Annotated in this window: 21 protein-coding genes and 1 tRNA gene; 9 read left to right on the forward strand and 13 right to left on the reverse strand. The window is 64.0% G+C overall.

What is annotated here, in order from left to right:
- The first annotated feature begins 28 nt into the window (after positions 1 to 28).
- A complete protein-coding gene (locus BMX99_RS15385; RefSeq protein WP_093453810.1) occupies positions 29 to 961 on the forward strand; it encodes an MBL fold metallo-hydrolase in 933 nt (310 codons plus the stop codon).
- A gap of 82 nt (positions 962 to 1043) precedes the next feature.
- Positions 1044 to 1118, forward strand: a tRNA-Asn gene (locus BMX99_RS15390).
- A 55-nt stretch (positions 1119 to 1173) separates the two neighbouring features.
- Here the strand turns inward: BMX99_RS15390 and BMX99_RS15395 are convergent.
- Positions 1174 to 2043 carry an NAD(P)-dependent oxidoreductase gene (locus BMX99_RS15395; protein WP_093453813.1) on the reverse strand — a complete coding sequence of 290 codons (870 nt, stop codon included), beginning with the start codon at positions 2041 to 2043 and terminating at the stop codon, positions 1174 to 1176.
- Between the two features lie 75 nt (positions 2044 to 2118).
- Between BMX99_RS15395 and BMX99_RS15400 the strand changes: the two genes are divergently transcribed.
- Entirely contained in the window at positions 2119 to 4584 is a 2466-nt protein-coding gene (locus tag BMX99_RS15400; protein WP_093454372.1) for a penicillin acylase family protein, read from the forward strand.
- A gap of 88 nt (positions 4585 to 4672) precedes the next feature.
- Here BMX99_RS15400 and hflX read toward each other — a convergent pair whose 3' ends face one another.
- The 4 genes from hflX to trkA all read right to left on the reverse strand — a co-directional run bounded on the left by hflX (position 4673) and on the right by trkA (position 9231).
- Positions 4673 to 5947, reverse strand: coding sequence for a GTPase HflX (gene hflX, locus BMX99_RS15405; RefSeq protein WP_170848765.1), 1275 nt, complete (start codon positions 5945 to 5947; stop codon positions 4673 to 4675).
- Positions 5944 to 6183 (reverse strand): RNA chaperone Hfq, encoded by a 240-nt coding sequence (hfq, locus tag BMX99_RS15410; RefSeq protein ID WP_005611588.1) that lies wholly within the window; start codon positions 6181 to 6183, stop codon positions 5944 to 5946. The genes hflX and hfq overlap by 4 nt, the downstream gene beginning before the upstream one ends.
- A gap of 157 nt (positions 6184 to 6340) precedes the next feature.
- Positions 6341 to 7855, reverse strand: a complete 1515-nt coding sequence (locus BMX99_RS15415; RefSeq protein ID WP_093453816.1) for a potassium transporter TrkG — start codon at positions 7853 to 7855, stop codon at positions 6341 to 6343.
- Positions 7855 to 9231, reverse strand: coding sequence for a Trk system potassium transporter TrkA (trkA, locus tag BMX99_RS15420; protein WP_093453819.1), 1377 nt, complete (start codon positions 9229 to 9231; stop codon positions 7855 to 7857). Before trkA ends, BMX99_RS15415 begins: the two co-directional genes overlap by 1 nt.
- A gap of 103 nt (positions 9232 to 9334) precedes the next feature.
- On the opposite strand from trkA, the gene BMX99_RS15425 reads away from it, so the two are divergent.
- Positions 9335 to 9802 carry a hypothetical protein gene (locus BMX99_RS15425; RefSeq protein ID WP_093453821.1) on the forward strand — a complete coding sequence of 156 codons (468 nt, stop codon included), beginning with the start codon at positions 9335 to 9337 and terminating at the stop codon, positions 9800 to 9802.
- A gap of 14 nt (positions 9803 to 9816) precedes the next feature.
- On the opposite strand, the gene ntrX is transcribed toward BMX99_RS15425, so the two are convergent.
- The 5 genes from ntrX to dusB all read right to left on the reverse strand — a co-directional run bounded on the left by ntrX (position 9817) and on the right by dusB (position 17129).
- Positions 9817 to 11217, reverse strand: coding sequence for a nitrogen assimilation response regulator NtrX (gene ntrX / locus BMX99_RS15430; RefSeq protein WP_093453824.1), 1401 nt, complete (start codon positions 11215 to 11217; stop codon positions 9817 to 9819).
- 6 nt (positions 11218 to 11223) lie between these two features.
- A complete protein-coding gene (locus BMX99_RS15435) occupies positions 11224 to 13473 on the reverse strand; it encodes a sensor histidine kinase NtrY-like (RefSeq protein ID WP_093453827.1) in 2250 nt (749 codons plus the stop codon).
- Positions 13474 to 13624: 151 nt separating this feature from the next.
- On the reverse strand, positions 13625 to 15001 hold the full coding sequence (locus tag BMX99_RS15440; protein ID WP_093453830.1) for a response regulator: 1377 nt from the start codon (positions 14999 to 15001) through the stop codon (positions 13625 to 13627).
- Between the two features lie 2 nt (positions 15002 to 15003).
- A complete protein-coding gene (locus BMX99_RS15445; RefSeq protein ID WP_093453833.1) occupies positions 15004 to 16119 on the reverse strand; it encodes a two-component system sensor histidine kinase NtrB in 1116 nt (371 codons plus the stop codon).
- A complete protein-coding gene (dusB, locus tag BMX99_RS15450; protein WP_093453836.1) occupies positions 16116 to 17129 on the reverse strand; it encodes a tRNA dihydrouridine synthase DusB in 1014 nt (337 codons plus the stop codon). Before dusB ends, BMX99_RS15445 begins: the two co-directional genes overlap by 4 nt.
- A gap of 166 nt (positions 17130 to 17295) precedes the next feature.
- Between dusB and ispF the strand changes: the two genes are divergently transcribed.
- From ispF to BMX99_RS15470, 4 genes are all read left to right on the forward strand, one after another.
- On the forward strand, positions 17296 to 18444 hold the full coding sequence (gene ispF / locus BMX99_RS15455) for a 2-C-methyl-D-erythritol 2,4-cyclodiphosphate synthase (protein WP_093453839.1): 1149 nt from the start codon (positions 17296 to 17298) through the stop codon (positions 18442 to 18444).
- Entirely contained in the window at positions 18441 to 18935 is a 495-nt protein-coding gene (locus BMX99_RS15460) for a phosphatidylglycerophosphatase A family protein (protein WP_093453842.1), read from the forward strand. Before ispF ends, BMX99_RS15460 begins: the two co-directional genes overlap by 4 nt.
- Positions 18936 to 18943: 8 nt before the next feature.
- Positions 18944 to 19438 (forward strand): CinA family protein, encoded by a 495-nt coding sequence (locus tag BMX99_RS15465; RefSeq protein ID WP_093453845.1) that lies wholly within the window; start codon positions 18944 to 18946, stop codon positions 19436 to 19438.
- Between the two features lie 173 nt (positions 19439 to 19611).
- A complete protein-coding gene (locus BMX99_RS15470) occupies positions 19612 to 20790 on the forward strand; it encodes an ammonium transporter (RefSeq protein WP_093453848.1) in 1179 nt (392 codons plus the stop codon).
- Between the two features lie 153 nt (positions 20791 to 20943).
- Here the strand turns inward: BMX99_RS15470 and BMX99_RS15475 are convergent, their stop codons facing one another.
- The 3 genes from BMX99_RS15475 to BMX99_RS15485 form a co-directional block, all read right to left on the reverse strand.
- Entirely contained in the window at positions 20944 to 21477 is a 534-nt protein-coding gene (locus BMX99_RS15475) for a hypothetical protein (protein ID WP_093453851.1), read from the reverse strand.
- A 200-nt stretch (positions 21478 to 21677) separates the two neighbouring features.
- On the reverse strand, positions 21678 to 22373 hold the full coding sequence (locus BMX99_RS15480) for a hypothetical protein (RefSeq protein WP_139199564.1): 696 nt from the start codon (positions 22371 to 22373) through the stop codon (positions 21678 to 21680).
- 167 nt (positions 22374 to 22540) lie between these two features.
- Positions 22541 to 22993 carry a type II toxin-antitoxin system RatA family toxin gene (locus BMX99_RS15485; RefSeq protein ID WP_093453857.1) on the reverse strand — a complete coding sequence of 151 codons (453 nt, stop codon included), beginning with the start codon at positions 22991 to 22993 and terminating at the stop codon, positions 22541 to 22543.
- Positions 22994 to 23063: 70 nt separating this feature from the next.
- Between BMX99_RS15485 and hpt the strand changes: the two genes are divergently transcribed.
- Positions 23064 to 23606: a hypoxanthine phosphoribosyltransferase gene (hpt, locus tag BMX99_RS15490; protein WP_093453860.1), complete on the forward strand. Its 543-nt coding sequence runs from the start codon at positions 23064 to 23066 to the stop codon at positions 23604 to 23606.
- Positions 23607 to 23621 lie beyond the last annotated feature (15 nt).

Consider the following 23621-nt stretch of genomic DNA (forward strand, 5'->3'; position numbering starts at 1 on the left):
CCGAAAGACCAAACCACAGGAAGCCCCCATGCACCAGACCGACGACTTCAGCCCCATTCCCGGGCGACCCGAGACGCTTTCGCCGGGGGTGCGCCGTATCCTGTGCGACAACCCCTCGGCCTTCACCTATCGCGGGACGAACACCTATCTCGTGGGACGCGGGAAGGGCATCGCGGTGATCGATCCCGGCCCCATGGACGTGGCGCATCAGGATGCGATTCTGGCCGCGCTCGCCCCGGGCGAAGAGATCACGCATATCTTCGTCACCCACGCCCATGCGGATCATTCGCCGCTGGCGCGCCTGCTGTCCAAGGTCACCGGTGCGCCGGTGCTGGCCTTTGGCGATGTCACGGCCGGCCAGTCCGAGGTAATGCGCGATCTTGCGGCCCAGGGCGGTCTGGGCGGCGGCGAAGGGGCGGATCCCGATTTCCGCCCCGGTCAGATCCTGGCAGACGGGGACGTCGTCACCGGCGACGGCTGGCGTATGCAGGCTATCTGGACGCCGGGCCACCTGTGCAACCACCTGAGTTTCGATCTGGCCTTTGGCGATGATCCCTACGGCACCGTATTCTGCGGCGATCACGTCATGGGCTGGTCGACCTCGATCGTTTCCCCGCCCGAGGGCGACCTGACCCAGTTCATGCGCAGCTGCGAGGTTCTTCTGGATCGCCCCGCCCAGGTCTACCACCCCGGCCATGGCGCCCCGATTCAGGACCCGCACGCCCGGCTTCGCTGGCTGGTCGCGCACCGCAAATCGCGCGAGGCAGGGATTCTCTCTGCGCTAGAGGACGGCCCCGGCGACGCCACCGGCCTTGCGCTGCGGGTCTATACCGACACACCGGCACAACTTCTGCCCGCCGCCGCCCGGAATGTTTTTGCCCATCTTATTGATCTGACGTCGAAAAACATGGTCTCCCACGACGGCCGTCTGACCTTTGACAGTGTTTTTTCCCGTGTCTGAGAAGGGAATGAAGAAAATCTCGGATTTATGACGAAAAGGCTCTGGACGCCCGGAATCTCGGTTGCTATATGCCCCCACATGTTCCGGCGTAGCTCAGCGGTAGAGCAGTTGACTGTTAATCAATTGGTCGTAGGTTCGATCCCTACCGCCGGAGCCATAAAAAGCCCTAAGTCTTTCGACTTAGGGCTTTTTTGCTTTCTGACGCAGGCCTATCAGACGTCCTTCAAGCGCTTCAGCAGCGACGAGGTGTCCCAACGGCCGCCGCCCATCTTCTGCACGTCCTTGTAGAACTGATCGACCAGCGCGGTGACCGGCAGGGAGGCGCCGATTTCGTCGGCCGTGGTCAGGCAGATGTTCAGGTCCTTGCGCATCCAGTCGACAGCGAATCCGTGTTCGTATTCGTCGGCCAGCATGGTCTTGTGGCGGTTCACCATCTGCCAGGACCCGGCGGCCCCCTGAGAGATCACCTCGACCACCTTTTCGCCGTCCAGACCCGAGGCCTGGGCGAAATGCAGCGATTCCGACAGGCCCTGGACCAGGCCCGCGATGGCGATCTGGTTGCACATCTTGGTGATCTGGCCTGCACCCACGTCGCCCATGCGGCGGCAGATCTTGGCGTAGGCGTCGATCACCGGCGCGGCCTTGTCATATGTGGCCTGGTCACCGCCGCACATTACGGACAGCTGGCCGTTCTCGGCCCCCGCCTGCCCGCCCGAGATCGGCGCGTCCACGTAGCCGATGCCGCCACCGGCGGCAATGGCGGCCAGATCGCGGGTGACCTTGGCGGATACGGTGGTGTGATCGACCAGGATCGCGCCTTCCTCCATCCCGGCAAAGGCGCCGTCCTTTCCGGTGCAGACCGACCGCAGGTCGTCGTCATTGCCGACACAGGTCATCACGAAATCGGCACCCTGCGCGGCTTCGCGCGGGGTGGCGGCGTGGGATCCGCCGTGTTCCTTCGCCCAGGCCTCGGCCTTGGCGGCGGTGCGGTTGTAGACGGTTACGTCATGTCCGGCGGCTTGCAGATGTCCGGCCATGGGATAGCCCATCACCCCGAGACCCAGAAACGCGACTTTTGCCATGGTCTTTTCCCCTTTTGCGGCTTGCCCTATAGGGGTTTAAGGCAAGAGATCTTAATGACAAGAGGGCGCGCAATGCTGGGCAAGGTATTCGTATGGCTGTTCCGGATCGCCACTGGGCTGGTCGTGCTGACGGTGATCGCGGTGGCGCTGATCTACTGGTTCGCGTCCCGGTCGCTGCCCGAATACGACAAGGTCATCGAAGTGCCGGGGCTAAGCGCACCGGTCGAGATCGTGCGCGACAACGCCAATGTGCCGCATATCTTCGGCGAAACCGACGAAGACGTGCTGTTCGGCCTGGGCTATGCCCATGCGCAGGACCGGCTGTGGCAGATGCTGACCATGCGCTGGACCGTGCAGGGCCGCCTGTCCGAGGTCTTCGGCCTGCGCACCCTGCGCATCGACCGCCAGATGCGGCGGCTGGACCTGTACACGGTCGCGCGGCAGGCCATCGATTACCAGGACGCGGAAAGCATGGCGAAATTCCGCGCCTATGCCGCCGGGGTGAACGCCCGCCTGGAAGAGGTCAACACAGACGCCCTGGGACGTGGCGCGCCGGAACTGTTCCTGTTCAACGCCCCCGTCGCCCCCTGGACCCCGACCGATACGCTGGCCATGGGCAAGCTGATGGCGCTGCAGCTGTCGGGGCATCTGTCGAACGAGGTGCTGCGCGCCCGCGCCTCGCTTGCGCTGGAGGATCCCGCGCGGCTGCCCGACATCATGCCCGATGCCCCGGGGGCCGGGATCGCGGCGCTTCCGGAATATGCCGCGCTGTTCCCCGGTCTGCCGCGCTATGCGCAGGGGCTGGGCTTGCCGGACGATCCGCTGTCGCCCTTCAACCCGACGCCGCTGGCGGGGGCTTCGAATGCCTTTGCGGCGGCGCCCTCGCGCTCGGCCTCGGGGGGGACGTTGCTGGCCAATGATCCGCACCTCGGATTCTCGGCCCCGGCGATCTGGTATCTGGCGCGGCTTGAACTGCAATCCGGCGGGGTGATCGGCGGCACGATCCCCGGCATCCCCTCTGTGCTGACAGGGCGGTCGGAACGGCTGGGCTGGGGGCTGACGTCGTCCTACCTGGACGACCAGGACGTGCATATCGAGGCGCTGAACCCGTCGAACCCGAACGAATACCAGACGCCCGAGGGCTTCAAGGAATTCGAAAGTCGCGGCACCATCGTGCGGATCAAGGATGGCGACCCGGTCACCATGACCCTGCGCCGGACGGAAAACGGCCCCGTGCTGTCGGGCAACGATTACAACCTGGCGACCATTACGCCGCCGGGCCATGTGGCGACGGTGTCCTGGACCGCGCTCGACCCCGAGGACCGCAGCTTGGCTGCCGGCATCCGGCTGATGTCCGCCCCCAATATCACCGAGGCGCTTTCGGTGATGGAGGATTACACCGCCCCCAGCCAGAACCTGACCCTGGTGGACCGCGACACCATCGCCATGAAGATGATCGGCCGGATGCCTGCGCGCGATCCGGCGCATGCCTCTCAGGGGCGGATGCCGACGCAGGGCTGGCTGGCCGAGAACCGCTGGCAGGGTTACCTGCCTTACGCCGAGAACCCGGAATTCCGGTCGCCCGTGGGCGGGATCCTGGGCAATACCAACAACAAGCTGGTCGACCGCCCCTTCCCCAACCACGTCAGTTTCCTTTGGGGGGACACGCAGCGGGTGCACCGCTGGCAGCGCCTGATGCAATCGCGCGAGGTCCACACCCGCGACAGTTTCATCGAGGCGCAGCTGGACACGGTCAGCTTCACCGCGCGGTCGCTGCTGCCGCTGGTCGGCAAGGACCTTTGGTTCACCGGCGAAGCCGCCCCCGAGGGCACGCCCGAACGCCTGCGCCAGCGCGCGCTGGAGCTTCTGGCCGGCTGGAACGGCGAGATGAACGAACATCTGCCGGAACCGCTGATCTATTCCGCCTGGCTGCGCGCCTTGCAGCACCGGCTGATCCAGGACGAACTGGGCCCCCTGGCGAATGAGTTCACCCATGTGGAGCCGGTCTTCCTGGAACGGGTCTACCGAAATATCGACGGTGCGGGCGACTGGTGTGACATCCAGCAGTCCAGCCCGGTCGAGACCTGCACCGACATCGCCCGCATGGCGCTGGACGATGCGCTGATCTGGATCGACGAAACATATGGCGACGCGCTGGAAAGCCTGAGGTGGGGCGACGCCCATCAGGCCACCCATGACCACCCGATCCTGGGCGAGATCGCGGTGCTGAAGCACTTCGTCAACATCCGCCAGTCCACCAGCGGCGGCGACAACACCCTGCTGCGTGGCAAGACCAAGGGCACCCTGCCCGACCCCTTCCTCAACGTGCATGGGGCAGGCTATCGCGGGGTCTATGACTTTGCCGATCCCAATTCATCGGTCTTCGTGACCTCGACCGGGCAGTCCGGGCATTTCCTGTCGCGCCATTACGACGACCTGTCCCAGCTGTGGCGCAGGGGCGAATATGTGCCCATGTCGCTGGACGAGGAACTGGCCCGCGCAGCGAACGAGGGCATCACGATCCTGCGGCCAGCGCCCTGATAGGGGTACCCCGGTCAACGGGGTCCACATTGCAAACGAAAAAGGCGCGGTCCCCGGGGGCCGCGCCTTTTTCGGAGCGGTCAGGTGATCAGAGGCTGAAGAACTTCGCCGCCTGGCGCGGGGACCAGCGCACGGTGATCACGTGGCCGTCTTCGCCGCCGGTTTCGCTGACCACGACGCCCTGATCGAACAGCCAGGCGCGGCGGCGGCCGTCGTCATAGGCCACCGTTATCACATCGGTGCTGCGGCCTTCGCCCAGTCCGGTCTCCACGGCCTGAAGCAGCACGTCCAGACCTTCGCCGGTGACGGCGGAAATCGGGTGGCAGCCATCGATCGCGGCCTGGCGGACGACCACGTCGCGCATTTCAGGTTCCAGCCGGTCGATCTTGTTCCAGACCTCGATCACGGGGATGCCTTCGGGCACGCCCAGATCGCCCAGGATGTCCTCCACGTCGGCCTTCTGTTCCCGGCTTTCGGGGTGGCTGATGTCGCGCACATGCAGGATCAGATCGGCCTCGAGCACCTCTTCCAGGGTCGCACGGAAGGCGGCGACCAGCTGTGTCGGCAGGTCCGAGATGAAGCCCACGGTGTCCGACAGGATCACCTCGGGGCCATTGTCGGGCAGGCGCAGCCGCCGCATCGTCGGGTCGAGCGTGGCGAACAGCATGTCCTTGGCCAGGACCTCGGCCCCGGTGACATAGTTGAACAGGGTCGATTTGCCGGCGTTGGTATAGCCAACCAGCGCAACGATCGGGAACGGCACACGGGCCCGTGCGGCACGGTGCAATTCGCGGGTCTTCACGACCTTTTCCAGCTGACGGCGCAGGCGGGTCAGCTGTTCGTCGATGGCGCGGCGGTCGGCCTCGATCTGGGTTTCGCCGGGGCCGCCGACAAAACCAAGCCCGCCCCGCTGACGTTCAAGGTGGGTCCAGGCCCGCACAAGCCGGGTCCGCTGATAGGCCAGCGCGGCCATTTCGACCTGAAGCACCCCTTCGCGCGTGCGGGCGCGGTCCGAGAAGATTTCAAGGATCAACCCGGTCCGGTCGAGGATCTTCACCCCCCACTTCTTTTCCAGGTTGCGCTGCTGCTTCGGGGTCAAGGGACCGTCGATCAGGACCAGTTCGACCTCGTTGGCCTCGAAATGGTCGGCCAGTTCCTGGACCTTGCCGGATCCGAACAGCGTTGCGGGCACCGGTTTGGCCAGCTTGACGATCGACGATCCGATGACGGTAAGACCGGGCAGCGCATGGGCCAGCGAAACAGCCTCGTCCAAAGCGTAGTCCGCCGCATGGCGACGGTCTTCGCTGACAAGGTCTGGATGCAGTACCCAGGCCCGGGTGTCGGGCCTGTCACGTTCGATCAATTGCTGTCTTCGCCTTCATACAGGCTGATCGGCTGTGCCGGCATGATCGTCGAGATCGCATGCTTGTAGACAAGCTGCGACTGACCATCGCGGCGCAGAAGAACGCAGAAATTGTCAAACCAGGTGATGACACCCTGAAGTTTCACACCGTTGATGAGAAAGATGGTAACCGGAACCTTTGTCTTGCGCACATGGTTCAGAAATGCGTCCTGCAGGTTCTGTCTGTCGGAAGCCATTATAGTAGCCTTTTGTTCTTGTTATATCACCTCGCCGCGGCGCGACGATCCCTCTAGCGGGTTAATTATGTCCAAAGAGGGGGGCATTTCCACCCCAATTTTTCCAATCCGTTGCGTCCGGTGCAAGAATCCCTCAGTGCAGGTATCCAGGTTTGCCCTAATCGCGCCAGAGATCGGCGTTCAGAAGCGCGATGAAGGCCAGCAATTCCACGCGGCCAAGGATCATGCCGCCGGCAAAGGTCAGCTTGGCCGCGGCACCCAGATCCAGCAGGTTGATCGGAGTTTCCGACGCCAGAGCCAGCAGCGGGCCGGTCGTCGTCAGCGCCGAGACCGCCAGCACCGTCGCCTGTTCGAAGCCCTGCCCGAAAAGCGCCAGAAGCAGCATCATGGCCGCCAGGCTCATCGCGAAGAGCATGAAGAAGATCCAGGCGTGATAGGCCCCCTGCCGCCCGATCCGCCGCGCCACCGTGCCCATGCCGGACACGGAACTGGGGTGCACCAGCTTTTGCATTTCCTGCAAGCCATTGAGGTACAGCGCAAAAACGCGCATCAGCTTGACCCCGCCGGCGGTCGTCGCCACGCCGCCGCCCATGATGGCCAGCCCCATCAGGATCATCCCCGGCGTGCCAAGCCCGGACCAGGCCTGGGCGGTGTCCCAGTCGGCGCTGGCGAACCCGTTGGTGGTCAGGAAGCTGAGGACGGTGAAGATCGCGCCCCAGAAGGCACGCAGGCCCAGCAGCAGATCCTCGCCTGCGTTGACCTCGAAGGCGCCGATCCAGTGACGCAGGAACAGAAGCACCGGAACACCCAGCACGATCAGCGCGCCCAGGCGCAGCTCTGGGTCCATGTGCAGGCCAAAGCGCGACACCGAGGTGTCCGAGGTAAAGGACACCCGGCTGAGCGCGAAGATCAGGAACAGGAAGATGACCATTTCGCCTGCGATGCCGCTTTCGCCATTCTGCAGGCCGCCGACCGGGGAAATCCCGCTGGTGGCCATGGTCGACATGGCGTGACACAGCGCGACCAGCGCGTTGTCCCCGTTCACCAGCAACAGCACCCACAGGATCAGCGTCAGCACCGCATAGATCGGGGCCAGTTGCGAAAAGCTGCGGATCACCCGGCGCAGGATGCCCGCGCGCTGGAACCGTTCCAGGCCGGTGCCGTCCAGACCGGGGGCGGCAACCAGCGTCACCTCGAACCCGCCCAGGTTCAGCGGGGCCAGGACCGCCGCCGCCGCGACCCAGATCATCAGCCCGCCCATCCAGCCGACCTGCGCGCGCCAAAGCTCTAGCGCCGGTGGCAGGCGGCCGCTTTCGAACAGGGGCGCACCGGTGGTCGTCAGTGCCGAGACCATTTCGACATAGGCATTCAGGTAGGAGGTCGAGCGGAGCGCCTCCTGAAAGGGAATCGCCAGGTAGGCAGGCACGATCACGTAGGCCGCCAGAAGCGACAGCAGCCCGACCAGATCGGTGTTGCGCCCGGTCCAGGACCGCCGACCGCGCGCCAGCGCGATCATCAGCGTGACAAACAGCCCGATCAGCCCGGCGTAGAAGAAACTGCGCGCGGTCAGGAAGTCTTCCATCGTCAGCGCGACCAGGGCCGGCACCAGCATGGAAAGCGCCGCGCTGGCAAAAAGCACCAGGATCAGCGGCTGTTCAGACAGGCGGAACATCAGAAGTAGTCGATCGAGACCTGCAACAGGCGCTCGACCTCGGGGACGTCATCGGCCAGCGCGAAGATCAGCACGACATCGCCGGCCTCGATCTTCAGGTCGCCCACGGGTTTGACCACCTTGTCGCCCTGCAGGATCGCGCCGATCAGCACGCCTTCGGGGAATTCGATGTCCCGCAGCGACCGCCCCGCCATGGGAGAGGTCGACAGAACCTCGGCCTCGATCACCTCGGCCTCGGCGTCGCCTACGGAATAGACGCCGCGCACCCGGCCATGGCGGATGTGGCGCAGGATCGAGGATACGGTGGTCTGACGCGGGTTGATATGCGCGTCGATGCCAAGCGGGGTCATCAGGGGCACAAGGCTGGGGTCGTTGATCAGGGCGATCGCCATTTCACAGCCCGCAGCCTTGGCGCGCACGGCGGCCAGCATGTTGGTCTTGTCGTCGTCGGTCACGCACAGGATCGCATCGGCGCGGTTCACCCCGGCTTCGGACAAAAGCGCCTTGTCCAGGCCGTCGCCGTGCAGAACGATGGTCCGCTCCAGCGCATCGGCGGCCACTTCGGCGATCTTGCGGCTTTTCTCGATCACCTTGGACCGGATGCCGCGGCCCTTGGCCTCGAGCTTCTTGGCGACGGCGAGGCCGACGTTGCCGCCGCCGACGATGATCACGCGTTCCTGGGTGCGGGTGGTCTTGCCGAAGACCTCCATCGTGCGGGGCACGTCTTCGTTCACCACGCAGATGTAACAGGCATCGCCCGGGAACAGCATGTCATTGGGTTCCGGCGCGAACAGACGGCCTTCGCGGCGGATGCCCACGACGATGGTGCGCAGGGTGGAAAACAGGTCGGTCAGCTGGCGCAGCGGCGTGTTCACCACCGGGCAATCGTCGTCGATGGTGATGCCCAGGAACTGTGCGCGGCCGTCCAGGAAGGTTTCGGTGTCAAAGGCCGCCGGGGCCGACAGCCGCTGCAGCGCGGCGGCGGCCACCTCGCGCTCGGGCGAGATCATGACGTCGATCGGCATGTGGTCGCGCCGGTACAGGTCGGAATAGATCGCGTCCAGGTAGCTTTGCGACCGCAGGCGCGCGATCTTGCGCGGGATGGCAAAGATCGAATGGGCCACCTGGCAGGTGACCATGTTGACCTCGTCCGAATAGGTGGCGGCGATGATCATGTCGGCATCGCGCGCGCCCGCGCGGTCCAGGATATCGGGGTAAGAGGCAAAGCCCGCGATCCCCTGCACATCCAGCGTGTCCGTCGCGCGCCGCACCAGATCTGGGTTGTTGTCCACAACCGTCACATCGTTGTTTTCGCCGGAAAGATGGCGTGCGATTTGCCAGCCGACCTGCCCTGCACCGCAGATGATGACTTTCATCCCATGTCTCCCGGGATCTGTCGTTCGAACCTGACGCATGACAGATGCGGCAAGGGGGGTCAAACGAATTGTCGCCAGCCTTCAAAGGGTGCACAGTGGGGTCATGAAAACGCATCAAACTGCCGCAATTTTCCTGGGCCTTGCCGTTCTGGCGGGCTGCAGCCAGTCGATCTGGTACCGCGAAGGGGCCGATCCGGCCAAGATCGCCCAGGCGCAGGATCAATGCGCGCTGCAGGCCGACACCCAGGCCCCCTATCGGCCGGAAACGCGGATCGTGCCCGGCCCGATCATTCCTGCGCAGCTGATCTGCGATCCCTCTGGTGCCTGTACGGTCATCCCCGCGCACCAGGGTTTTCCGGATTTTGAAACGGTGGATGCCAATGCCGACCGCCGCGCGCTTCTGGCGCGGGACTGCATGGCGAAATCCGGCTTCACCCGGGTCAGCCTGCCCAATTGCAGCGCTGAACGGAAATCATCCGTGACGCCTGGGATCACGCGCAGTCAGCCGAAGCTGACCGAGCAAAGCTGCGTCATCCCGCGCGGGCCCGCCGGGTATCAGATCGTCCCCTGAGGGGGGCGCCCGGGTTACTCTTCCGCCTCAAGCCGCGCGACACGGCCGCCGGACTTGGTGCTGGTGACCACGCCAAGCGATTTCAGCTTGCGGTGCAGGGCCGAGCGCTCCATCCCGACGAATTGCGCCGTTTTCGAGATATTGCCACCAAAACGGTTGATCTGCGTCAGCAGGTATTCGCGTTCAAAGGCCTCACGCGCTTCGCGCAAAGGCAGGGTGGCCAGGGCGCCGGACAGGACGACACGCCCGTCTTCCGAAGGCTTCTCTTCTTCGGTCGGGACCTCCTTGGCGGTGATCTCTCCGGTGCCGTCGCCCAGGATCAGGATGCGTTCGATGACGTTGCGCAGCTGGCGCACGTTGCCGGGCCAGACCATTGTCTGCATCAGCGCCGCCGCCTCGTCCGAGAGTTTGCGCTGCGGCAAGCCCTGGGACTTGTGCAGCCCTTCGATGAAGTAATCCGCCAGCACGGGAATATCCTCGCGTCGTTCGGACAGGCTGGGCACGTCGATCGGCACGACGTTCAGGCGGTGGAACAGCTCCTGCCGGAAGGTTCCGGCGGCAATCTCGGCCTCAAGATCGCGCGAGGTTGAAGAGACGACGCGCAGATCCACCCGCACCTTGTCGGCCCCGCCGACGCGGGCAAACTGCTGGTCCACCAGCACGCGCAGGATCTTGGACTGGGTGCCGATCGGCATATCCGCGACCTCGTCGAAATAGATCACGCCGCCATGGGCCTGTTCCAGCAGCCCGGGTTCAACCCCACGCTCGGCACTTTCGCGGCCAAACAGGACCTCTTCCATGCGGTCCGCTTCGATCGTGGCGCAGGAGACGCAGACAAAGGGGCCAGAGGCCCGGTTGGACTGGGCGTGGATGTAGCGCGCGGCGACTTCCTTGCCCGCGCCCGAGGGGCCGTTCAGCATCACCCGGCCGTTGGATTTCGTCACCTTGTCCAGCTGGCCCAGCATGGTGCGGAAGGCGGCGGAATTGCCCACCATTTCCGCGCTTTGGGGATCCTTGCGGCGCAGCTGGCTGTTTTCGTGACGCAGGCGCGAGGTTTCCATCGCGCGGCGCACCACGACCATCAGCTGGTCGATATTGAAGGGCTTTTCGATGAAGTCGTAGGCCCCCTGCTTGATCGCCGCGACCGCGATTTCGATATTGCCGTGGCCCGAAATGATGACCACCGGCACGTCCGGGTTGTCGCGCTTGACGTGCTTGAGGATGTCGATCCCGTCCATCCGGCTGTCCTTCAGCCAGATGTCCAGCACCATCAGCGCAGGCGGTTCCGTGTTCAGATGCGCCAGGCATTCGTCAGAATTGCCAGCGAGCCGCGTGGCATAGCCTTCGTCTTCCAGAATGTCCGAGATCAATTCCCGGATGTCGCGTTCATCGTCTACAATCAGGATGTCACTCATGGTGCCTCACTCACTATTCTTACTGGGCGCATCCGGCATCGCGGCCGCCAGAAGGGGCAGACGGATGACGGCACAGGCGCCGAAATGGTCTTGGTCGTCAAACGGATCGGCATCGTCCAGCCGCAGCGTGCCGCCGTGCTCTTCGATGATCTTCTTCACGATCGGCAGGCCCAGCCCGGTGCCCTTGTCCCGGGTGGTGACATAGGGTTCGAACAGGCGCGCGCGATCCTCGGGCAGGCCGATGCCGTTGTCGGCGATGCGCACCTCGGCCCAAGGGGTGCTGCCCTGATCGGTGTCTTCCAGCACGATCACGGCCGAGACACGGACCTGCGGCGCGTAGCCTTCGGGCGCGCCCTTGTCGCGGTAGCTTTCCGTGGCCTCGCCAGCGTTCTTGATCAGGTTGGTCAGCGCCTGACCTATCATCGTCGCATCCAGATCCGCGGGCATGGCCCCCTTGGGCAGATCGGCGGTGATGCGCACGTCGGGCTGGCCTGCGTCCTGAAGCAACACCGCCCCCTGCAACAGGTCGCGCAGGTCTTCCTTGTGTTTCTCAGGCTCAGGCATCCGCGCGAATTTTGAAAATTCGTCGACGATGCGCCGCAGGTCGTTGGTCTGGCGCACGATGACTTCGGTCAGGCCTTCCAGATCCTCGGCCAGCTGGTCGTCCAGGTGGCGCGAGAACTTGCGCTTGATCCGTTCGGCCGACAGCTGAATGGGCGTCAGCGGGTTCTTGATCTCATGCGCGATGCGCCGGGCGACGTCCCCCCAGGCCGCCATCCGCTGAGCGGTGACAAGATCGGTCACATCGTCAAAGGCCACCACGTAACCTTCGCGCCGCCCTTCGGTGTTGCGCCGCGTGGCCATACGCACCAGCAGGGTTTCCTGACGGCCCGCGCGCACCACCTTGACCTCGGATTGCAGGGTCTGGCCGCCGCTGTCGCGCAGCTGGTCGAACAGCGGCCCGAACTCGGGCACCGAGACCGCGATGGCGACATTTTCCTGATCGTCGTGCCAGTCCAGCAGCCTCTCGGCCGAGCGGTTGACGAAGGTCACCCGCCCTTCCCGGTCCAGCCCGACGACCCCCGAGGTCACAGACGACAGCACGCTATCGAACAGGCGGCGGCGTTGTTCGATCTGATGGGTGTTTTCCAGCAGCGCCTCGCGCTGGCCCTTCAGCTGCTTTGTCATCTGGTTGAAGTACCGCGACAGCACGGCGATTTCGTCATCGCCGCTTTCCTCCAGCACCCGCACGTCCAGATCGCCAGACCCCACGCGCTGCGCCGCCCCGGTCAGACGCCCGACGGGGCCGGACAGGCGTTCGGCGAACCACAGGCCCAGCCAGACAGCGGCCAGGATCAGGATCACGGCAAAGCCGATGTAAAGAAGGCCGAATTCAAACAGCACCCTGCCCCGTTCGCTTTCCAACTGCTGGTACAGGCGCACGGTCTGCTGGGTGTCGTCCAGAAGGTTCAGGATTTCCCCGTCGACGTCGCGGCTGACGTACAGATACCGGTCCAGATAGGCGGTCAGCGGGATCAGGGCGCGGAATTCGTTGTTGTCCCAGTCGTCGATCAACAGGAATCCGGCAGCCGCGGCCTGATTGATCTGATCCGCCGAGGGTTGTTCGAAATCAAACAGATAGCTGCGTTCGCCCCGGGATTTGATCTCTCCTGTGCCGTCGATGACATAGGCTTCTTTCAGCCCGCGCTGGATCTGACTTTGCCCCGAGGCCAGAAGCTGACGGATCACCGCGTCGGTGATCAGGAAATCACGCTGCTTGGCGGCGTTCAGGAACCGGGCCAGGGCACGGGCGTCTTCTTCCAGGTCCTCGCGGTGTTCCTGTTCATAGGCCCGCGCGGCGGCCAGCGACGATCCGACAACCTGCCGGACGCGGTCGGAAAACCAGCCCTCAAGCCCGATGTTGATGGTCAGAACCGCGAAGATGGCGACGGATACCGTGGGGATCAGCGCCATGATGGCGAAAACACCTGTCAGCCGCAGGTGCAGCCGCGATCCCGCCGATTTCGCCCGACGCGCCGCGACCATGCGCGCCACCCGTTGCAACACCAGCGCCGCCACGACCAGCACGTAGACAAGGTCGGCCAGCAGAACCAGACGGAGAGAGCCCGAAGCCGCGCCCTGCTGCAAGGGACCAAGAACCAGGAAGGTGGCCAGCACAAGAACAGGCCCAAGGAGAACAAGCCCCAGGGTCGCTGCATTCTGCAATCGCCTCTGCCGCCTGAGCCGCATCACCATGGCCCAGGTTGCGCTATGTGCCCGAGTTGCCACGGGACCGCCTCGCAAATTGGCCGCTTCTGCGGCCGCCGATATGTTATGTGGCCCCTGCCCGCCCCGCCGGGTGGTTCCCCGCGGGCTGAAACATCTTGGCCACTGCTCTGTTGCGGTTTTACATCAACTTGCGACGGCGAGTCACGCTAATATCCAGATCGGTGATCTTCTTGCGCAAAGTATTGCGGTTGATCCCCAGAAGATCGGCACATTTGGCCTGATTGCCGCCGGTGGCTTCCAGGGCGATTTCGATCAATGGGGCCTCCATTTCCTTCAAAATGCGGCCGTAAAGCCCCGGAGGCGGCAACATATCGCCGTGCAGATCGAAGTACCGGCGCAGGTGACGCCCGATCGACGCGGACAACATTTCGCCCTCTTCCACGCCGCCACCGGGGACCGGTTCGCTTTCCGGCTGGCCGCCCAGAACGGCGGCGACCTCGGGTTTGGTGATCTCGTCGACGCGGGCGGTCAGCACCAGGCGGCGAATCGCGTTTTCCAGCTGACGCACGTTGCCGGGCCAGGGATGGGCGCGCACCATTTCAAGCGCCTCGTTGGACAGCTTGCGCAGCGGCAGGCCTTCGCGTTCGGCCCGTTGCAGGAAATGCTCGACCAGAAGCGGGATGTCATCAACGCGGTCGCGCAGCGCGGGCACCTCGATCGAGGCACCGGAGAGGCGATAGAACAGGTCCTGACGCAGGCGTCCGTCCTCCATCGCGCGGTTCAGATCGCTTTGCGAGGTGGCCATGAAGCGCGGCAGGTTGTCGGTGGTGTTGTCCATCATCCGCACGATGCGCGCCTGCACCTCGGCGGGGATGTCGGTGACCTCGTCGAACAGGATCGTGCCGCCCTTGGATTTCGCCAGCACCTGCGCGGGGCCTTCGATATTCTGAAGATCGGCGGCCGAGGCGACGACAAACGGCAGCGTACGGCGGTCGGAAAAATCGTGGATCGCCCGGGCGATCAGCGATTTGCCCGTGCCGCTTTCGCCGGTGATCAGCACCGACAGATCGGTGTTCAGCACCCGCGCAATCAGCCGGTACAGCGCCTGCATCGAGGGCGTGCGCCCAACCAGGGGCAGTTCGTCGGGGCGGTCGTTGTCGGGGGCCACCAGCGCGGGCGTCGCACTTTTGCGGCCCGCTTCCAGCGCCCGGGCGGTGCGCTTCATCAGGTCGGGCAGATCGAAGGGCTTGGGCAGGTAATCATAGGCCTCGGCCTCGGCGGCCTTGATCGCGGTCATGATGGTGTTCTGCGCCGAAATCACGATCACCGGAAGGCCGGGACGGTCGGCGGCGATCTTGGGCAGCATTTCCAGCCCATTGCCGTCGGGCATCATGACGTCTGAGATCACGACATCGCCCTTGCCTTCGCCCACCCATCTCATCAGCGTGGTCAGAGAGGAGGTCGCATGGACCTTGCAGCCTGCGCGCGTCAGGGCCTGGGTCAGGACCGTGCGGATTGTGCGGTCATCGTCAGCGACAAGGATGGTACCATCCATGATCAGCTCTCCTTACTCGAATTGGCCTTGGAAGATTTCGCCGTGGCGGATTTGGCCTTCTTGGGTTTCACCATGGGCAGGGACAGGCGGAAGACGGTCTTGCCGGGCACCGAGGTGACCGAGATCCAGCCGTCGTGGTCCGACATGATCTTGCTGACCAGCGCCAGCCCCAGCCCGGTGCCGTTCTCGCGCCCCGAAACGAAGGGATCGAAGATGTCGCCGGCGATGTCGGGCGGCAGGCCCGGGCCGTCGTCGATGATCTCGATCTGCAGGGGCAGCGCGCGGCCTTCACCGTCGGACCGGCGCAGGCGGAAGCTGTGTTCGAAGAAGGTGTGCAGACGGATCGTGCCGCCCGCCGACCCCGCCGCCTCGGACGCGTTCTTCAACAGGTTCAGAACCACCTGAAGCAGCTGATCGGGATCGCCAAGCGCCATGGGCAGCGAGGGGTCGTAATCTTCGATGATCTTCATCTGCGCGCCAAAGCCCAGCAGGGCCGACCGGCGCGCGCGGTCCAGCACGTCGTGGATGTTCACGGGCCGCATGTCGGGCAGCGTCAGGTTGCCGAATTGTTCAACCTGTTCCAGCAGCTTCACGATGCGGCGGCTTTCGGCGACGATCAGATCCGTCAGCTCCTGATCCTGGGCAGAGAGGTTCATCGACAGAAGCTGCGCCGCGCCGGTGATCCCCGCCAGCGGGTTCTTGATCTCATGCGCAAGCATCTCGGCCATGCCGATGGCGGATTTGGCGGCGGATTTCACCGTGTGGTCCTGGGTCAGCCGCCCGGCCAGTTCGCGGGGCGAGATCAGGAACATCATGTGGCCGGGCTGTCCGGCCATGGGGGCGATCTGCAGGTTGCAATGCAGCGGCGCGCGTTCGCCGGTGCCCACGTCGACGTCATTCACAAACAGCGGCGAAGAGGTCTTGCGCGCCCGTTCAAAGGCGTCCTCCAGCGGGCTGTCGATCATCACCTTTTCCCAGACCTTCTGGCCGTTGATCGACTTGGACGAGGTGTTTAGGAAGCCTTCGGCCGCCGGGTTGATCGCGACGATATTGTCGTCTTCATCCAGCAAAAGCGCGGGCACGGGCAAAGAGGCCCAGACGGCGTCGTCTTCCATCATGCGGCCAGATCTCCATCTTGGTCTTTGGTGTTCGCGGTGCGTGACGCATCCAGGGCCTCGGGCAGCAGGTCCAGCACCTCTATGGCCGTGCGGGCCCGCAGGATGCGGCCCCGCAGATCCGGCGCGGTGCCGGCGCGGTCCATGTACCAGCCCAGCTGCTTGCGGGCGACGCGCAGGCCCAGGTCTGGGCCGTAGAAATCCAGCATCGCCTCGTAATGGGCGGCGGCAAGGGCGGGCACATCCGCAGGCGTATCGACGCCCTGGCCTTCCCGGTTTTCGTCTAGGCCCGCGATCAGCTGCGCCAGCAGCCAAGGCTGGCCCTGGATCCCACGCCCGACCATGATGCCCGCAGCCCCCGACAGCGCCAGCGCATCCCGGGCCGAGGCAAGATCAATGATGTCGCCATTGGCCAGCACGGGAATATCCAACGCATCGACAACGCGGGCGATGGCGGCCCAATCGGCGGACCCCTTGTAGAACTGACAGCGCGTGCGGCCATGCACGACGACCATGCGCACTCCGGCGTTCTGCGCGCCCCGGGCCAGATCCGCGGCGTTCAGGCTGTCGTCGTCCCAGCCCAGGCGCATCTTGACCGTCACCGGCAGGTCCACCGCATTGGCCACCGCGTCGATCATGCGCAGCGCCAGGTCCGGCACGCGCATCAGCGCCGAGCCGGACAGACCGCCGGTCACCTTCTTGGCGGGGCAGCCCATGTTGATGTCGATGACCCTGGCACCCTGATCGGCAATCTGGCGCGCGGCCTCGGCCATCACCTGCGGATCGCGGCCGGCTAGCTGAACGGATGTCGCCGCACGCTCCAGCCCCAGTTCGGCCTTTTCGCGGGTGCCGGGGCGGTTGCACAGCAATTCCCCGCTGGCCACCATTTCGGAGACCACCAGATCGGCCCCGAAGCCTGCCACAAGATCGCGCATCGGCAGGTCGGTGATCCCGGCCATGGGGGCAAGGGCGACAACCGGGCGTTTCAGATCATCCGAGAAAGGGAGCGACATGCCTAATCCTTGTGCAGTGGTTTCTGGTTAGCCCTTCGCGGGGGCAAGCTCAACGAAGCGAAAGGCGTTTTTCGCACGTCAATGATGCGTTTGCACATTTTTTAATCACACGGATGGATGGTCGCACCCCATGGACCTGTGCAGGAAATGCTCATAATCAGGCGATATGACGGATGAAAGACATAAGGTCATCACCATTCTCGTGGCCGCCGGGCGCGGGTTGCGGGCCGGTGGCGGCATGCCAAAGCAATGGCGCCCCCTGGCCGGGCGGCGCGTGGCCGACTGGACGCTGGACGCCTTTGCGCCCTTTGGCACGATCGTGGTGGTGCTGCACCCCGACGACATGGCGGTGGACCTGCCGGGCGGCGTGCACCGCGTGACGGGCGGCGCCACGCGCGGAGAGTCGGTGAAATCCGGCCTGACCCGCGCCTGGGCGCTTGGGGCGACCCACGTTCTGATCCACGACATCGCGCGGCCCTGTGTGTCGCCTTTGGTCATTCAATCGGTGATCGACGCCCTGCGCACCGGGGCCGAGGCTGCGGCCCCGGGCCTGCCTGTCACCGATGCGCTGTGGACCGTGGACGGCGACCGCGTGACCGGCACCCGCGACCGCACCGGCCTGGCCCGGGCACAGACTCCCCAGGGCTTTGCCATCGGCCCCATTGCCGCCAGCCACGACGGTTACCCCGGCGAGGCCGCCGATGATGTCGAGGTCGTGCGCGCCGGCGGGTTCGAGGTCGTGCTGACCCCCGGTGACGACGACAACCTGAAGATCACGCATCCGGGCGATTTCGCCCGGGCCGAAGCAATCCTGGCCAGACGAAAGGGACCGCAGATGGATATCCGCATGGGCAATGGCTATGACGTACATGCCTTTGAAGACGGGGATCACGTTGTCCTGTGTGGCGTGAAAATCCCGCATGACCGCAAGCTAAAGGGCCATTCCGACGCCGACGTCGGCATGCATGCGATCACCGACGCGATCTATGGCGCGCTGGCCGAGGGTGACATCGGCCGCCACTTCCCGCCCTCGGACCCGCAATGGAAAGGCGCGGAAAGCCGGATTTTCCTGGCCCATGCGGTCGATCTGGCGGCAAAGCGCGGCTTTGCGATTTCCAACGTCGACTGCACGCTGATCTGCGAGGAACCCAAGATCGGCCCCCATGCGCAGGCCATGCAGGACGCGCTGGCGCAGATCATGGGCCTTCCCGCCGACCGGATTTCGGTCAAGGCAACAACCTCGGAAAAACTGGGCTTCACGGGTCGATCCGAAGGGATCGCCTCGGTCGCCACATGCGTGGTGGTATCGCAATGAAACTGGCTGAGATGATCGGAACCGTCTTTGGCGTGGGGCTTTTGCGTCCCGCATCGGGCACCTGGGGCAGCCTGGCCGCCCTGCCCCTTGGCTGGGTGCTGTATCAGATCGGGGGCTTTCCCCTGACCGTGATCGCCACCGTCGCGGTGTTCTTCGCCGGGTGGTGGGCCACCGTCCGCATCACCGCCGATGGCAAGGATCCGGACCCTTCGCGCGTGGTTGTGGACGAGGTCGCGGGCCAGTGGGTCGCGCTGATGCCGGTCTTTTATGGCGCGATGTTTGCAGGGGTCGAGGTCACGCGCCTTTGGCCGGGCTGGATTGCAGCCTTCCTGTTCTTCCGGTTGTTCGACATCTGGAAACCGGGCTGGGTCGGCCGCGCGGATCGCCGTCACGATCCCCTGGGCGTGATGCTGGACGATGTGATCGCGGGCGTTTTTGCCGGGCTGGTCGTGATCGCCCTGGCGGTGTTTTATCACATCGTGATCCTCTGAGGCCCGCCATGACTGATCCCGCCCCCGATCACGCCCCCGACCCTGCCGAAGTCCTCGATGCCTGCCGCGCCAAGGGGCTGCTTCTGGTCACCGCCGAAAGCTGCACCGGGGGCATGGTCGCCTCCTCTTTGGTCGATATCGCCGGTTCGTCAGACGTGGTTCAGGGCGGGGTCGTCGCATATTCCAACGCGGTCAAGCAATCCATGCTGAACGTGCGAGAGGCGACATTGATCGCCCATGGCGCCGTCAGCGAAGAAACCGCCCGCGAAATGGCCCAGGGCGCCCTGGCGCGTCTGGGGGGCGACATCGCGGTGTCGACGACCGGCGTGGCGGGCCCCGGTGCCTCGGGTCCGAAACCCGAGGGCATGGTCTGTTTTGCGGTTGCGCGCCGCGGCGGGCCGACCGTCAGCCAGACGGTGAACTTCGGTGCAATCGGGCGGATGCAGGTGCGCGAAGCCAGCCGCGATCACGCGTTGAAGATGGTCCTGGACGCCCTGCGCTGATCGATTCACTTCCGCTGCATCTTTGGGCGCACCCCCAATTTCAGCGATGAATTTTTGATCAGTTCCAAAAACGGCGTAATTTTTGGCGCATATCCGGACATTCGCCACTTCCTTAATCGCTATCGCCACGTCTAGGACCCCCGGAACCACAATCGGGGAAGAGGGGAATTCCTATGGTAGGAGCGGATACCGCATGGATCATCGTCGCAACGGCGCTGGTCCTGTTCATGACCTTGCCGGGGCTGGCGCTGTTCTATGGCGGCCTTGTGCGCGCACGAAATGTGCTTAGCGTCTTCATGCAGTGCTATGCCATCGCCTGCGCCATGAGCGTGGCCTGGCTGGCCGTCGGCTATTCCATCGCCTTTGGCGAGGGCAACGCCTTCTGGGGCGGGCTGGGCAAGGCGTTTCTGAATGGCGTCGATGCAGACAGCCTGGCGGGCACCCTGCCCGAGGTGTTGTTCTTCGCCTTCCAGATGACCTTTGCCATCATCACGCCCGCGCTGATCGTCGGGGCCTTTGTGGAACGCGCCAACTTTGGCTGGGTGCTGACCTTCTCGACCCTGTGGATGGTGCTTTGCTATGCGCCGGTGGTGCATTGGATCTGGGGCGGCGGCATGCTGGCCGATGGCGGCATCTTCGGCGAGACCGGGGCGCGCGACTTTGCAGGTGGCATCGTGGTGCATGAAACCGCCGGTCTGGCCGCGCTGATCATCGCCGTCATGCTGGGCGCGCGGAAGGACAAGTCCAAGCCGCCGCACAATCCGGGCTACGTGATGATCGGGGCCGCGATGCTTTGGGTCGGCTGGTTCGGCTTCAACGGCGGCTCGCAGCTGGCGGCGGACGGTGGCGCGGCCATGGCGCTGACGGTCACCCATATCTCGGCCGCGACCGCATCGCTGACCTGGGCCCTGTGGGAGAAGATCAAATACGGCAAGGCCTCGCTTGTGGGGATCGTCACCGGGACCATCGCCGGGCTTGCCTCGATCACGCCGGCCAGCGGTTTTGTCGGCCCCATTGAGGCGCTGATCATTGGTGCAATCGCCGGGATCCTCTGCCAGGAGGCCGTGAACCTTGTCCGCAACAAGCTGCAGATCGATGACACGCTGGATGTCTTTGCCGTGCATGGCGTCGGCGGCATCTTCGGCACGATCATGATTGCGGTCTTCGGGGCCGGCACATGGGCCGCGCAGCTGGGATCGCTGGCAATTGTCGGAGTTTTCACCGCCGTGGTGACGATCGTGCTGATCAAGCTGGTGTCCGCGATCATCCCGATGCGCGTCGATGCGGAAACCGAGACCACCGGTCTGGATCTGGCACAACACGGCGAACGGGCCTACGACCACGTGTCGTGATCCCTGCCCCCTTAGAACTGAAAAGGCGCGTCCCCCGGGGGCGCGCCTTTTGCTTTGGGTTGGGCCCTTTGACCGGACATGGAAAAGGCCCGCCTGTCTGGCGGACCCTCTGTCGGCTTCGGGATCTGTGCGGGTCCGTTGCCTGACCGTGGCTCAGGCGAATTTGCTGACCCGATCTTCCGGTTGCACCGCATAGGATTTACGCTCCGCATAGGCCTGGGTGCCGTCGGTCTTGTTGACGTCAACGCGAGCAAAGGCGCCCTTTTCCTCGGTCACGGAGTCCAGCAGGCTTGCCGCCTGTTCACGCGCCTGGGATGCAATGGCCGCCCGTCGGGCAAAGTCCACGGCATCGGCCGCGGCTTCGCGCACTTCGGCCTCGCCAGCCGCAGCCGCGTTGACATCGCCCTGACCGACGGTGTCCTTTGCAGCATAGGAGGCACGCGCTGTGCCTGTGCCCGAATTCCCGGTCGCCGAGACATTGACCTGAACCGCATCGGGTTCGGCCACGGGCGCGGGGGCCGCCACAACCTGGACTTCGGACTGAGTTTCGACAGGTGCAGGATCTTCGACCTGATTGACTGTCGTTTCTTCTTTCTCGGCAGCTTTTTCAGCTGCCTTCTGCTGTTGTTTCGACCAAGCTGCCTCGGCCCATGCGCCAAAAGACGCAACATTTCCGAATAGGGACATTCGTCCACTCCTTGCTTTCTACCGGCCTTTTGCATGGGGGTAGATTGCGTTCGGATTGTGGTCGGGGTCTGTTGCTTCTGCCCATATCGTCAACATTCGCGCAGGGCCGTCATTGCAAAATAGTTAACGCCTCCGTCTGGACGTTCAGGGGTCGGCACCATTGGTGTAGACCCCTGATAATACGTGAATTTATTGACGCGTCAGAGCGTCATGTTGGTTTCACGCTTGTCGTCCTGACCGCTGGTATCGTTGCGGTACAGCGATGTGCTGTTCACCGACTTCATGGCGATGGCGTCAAAGGTATTGTCGCCCATGCCTTCGAACAGGTTGGCCGCGGCCACGCGTGCCTGGGCGGCGATGGCGGACCGGCGGGCATATGAAATCGCGTCAACACCGGGTTCGACCGGCTCGGCGGTTTCTTCACCATTGGCGGCCTTGCCCGAGGACAATTCGCCCTGTGCCTCGACAAGGGTCTGGACCAGGCGGCCCACGTCTTCCTTGACGCGCTGTTCGATGGACTTGCCCTTGGCGCTGACGGAGCCTCCGGATTTCTCGGCGGCCTCGCTTAGCGCGCCACCAAGGGCTGCCGCTACGCCAGCCAGGATCGAGTCGTCGTCCTGCGGATCCGCCTGCGTGGCGGTCTGCGTCGTGCTCTGGGCTGTTGCGGTGGCCTGCGGTTCCGCAGCCACCGGCGCTTCGCCAACCGCGGGTTGCGTCACCTGGGTGGCGGAAGCGGTTTCGGTCGTGGCGAGCTCAGGCTCCCACGGGGTGGGCGCAGAGGGGACCGTCACCTCGGGTTCCTGTGCGATATCTGCCATGCGGTCTTTCCAGGATCGGGCGGACCCGCCCGAAGACTGCGCCTCTTTCGCGGCTTGCATGGCAGCTTTCCAATCCATGTTTCCGAAAGCGGAAAAGAGAGAGTGGATCGAATTCATTTGCTGCTCCTAGTCGTGCTTTTGCACCTACAGGTTGTCTGCGAAATGAGTTCGGAGTGTGATGGTTGTGGCAATTGGCTGCCTTATTCCGCGTCATCACCGCAGAGACAGCCTTGCAAAAAGGTAGATTAACCTTGTTTACCGTACAATTCGGCGGCGCGATTTTCAAAAGCGCGGACAATTCTTTGCATCGCCTCGTTGAAAACAACGCCGATAATGCCCTGAAGCACCGCGTTCTTGAATTCGAAGTCCACGTGAAAGGACACGTCACAGCCATCTTCGGCGTCTGAAAACTGCCAATCCGACTTCATGTAGCGGAACGGACCATCCAGATATTCGGTGTCGATTTTCATGATTTGTGGCCACAATACGACGCGCGAGCCGAAGCGTTCGCGAAACACCTTAAAGGAGATCACGAGATCCGCCTCCATGACTTCATGGTCGCCGCGGTCCTCGTTCGACCGGATTCGCGCCGCTGCGCACCAGGGCAGAAACTTGGGGTACGACCCCACGTCCGCAACCAGATCATACATCTGCTGGGCGGTGTACGGCAGGCGGCGGGTTTCCGAGTGGCGTGGCATTTGACCCCAATGCATCGTTTACTTAAGGGGGGCATGTCGTATTTTGACGCCGCAAGTTCAAGGAAGAAACATGTCATCGCGTCCTTATGTCATCGATCAGATGATCTCGGCCAAGGCCATCGCTGCCCGTATCGAAGAACTGACGGATCAGATCAAATCCGCCTTTCCGAAAGAGGAACGCCTTGTGGTGGTGGGCCTACTGCGCGGATCCTTCGTCTTTATCGCCGATCTGGTGCGCGAATTGCGCGATCGCGACGTCGAGGTCGATTTCCTCGAAGCCTCGTCCTATGGCAATTCCACCGAATCCTCGCGCGAGGTCCGGATCCTCAAGGACCTTCGCGGCGAGATCGAGGGCCGGAATGTCCTGGTGGTCGAGGATATCGTCGACACCGGCCACACGCTCAACCATGTGATCCACCTGCTGGAATCGCGCCACCCCAAGCAGCTGAAGACCATCGCCCTGCTGGACAAGCCGTCCCGGCGCGAGGTCGATTTCCGCGCCGATTACATCGGCTTCGAGATCCCGGACGAATTCGTGGTGGGCTATGGCATCGACTATGCCCAGTGCAATCGCAACCTGCCTTTCATCGGCAAGGTTCGCTTTACCGACTGATCCCGGTCTGATGCG

Origin of the sequence: Pseudooceanicola nitratireducens (assembly GCF_900109195.1) — a bacterium.
GTDB lineage: Bacteria > Pseudomonadota > Alphaproteobacteria > Rhodobacterales > Rhodobacteraceae > Pseudooceanicola > Pseudooceanicola nitratireducens.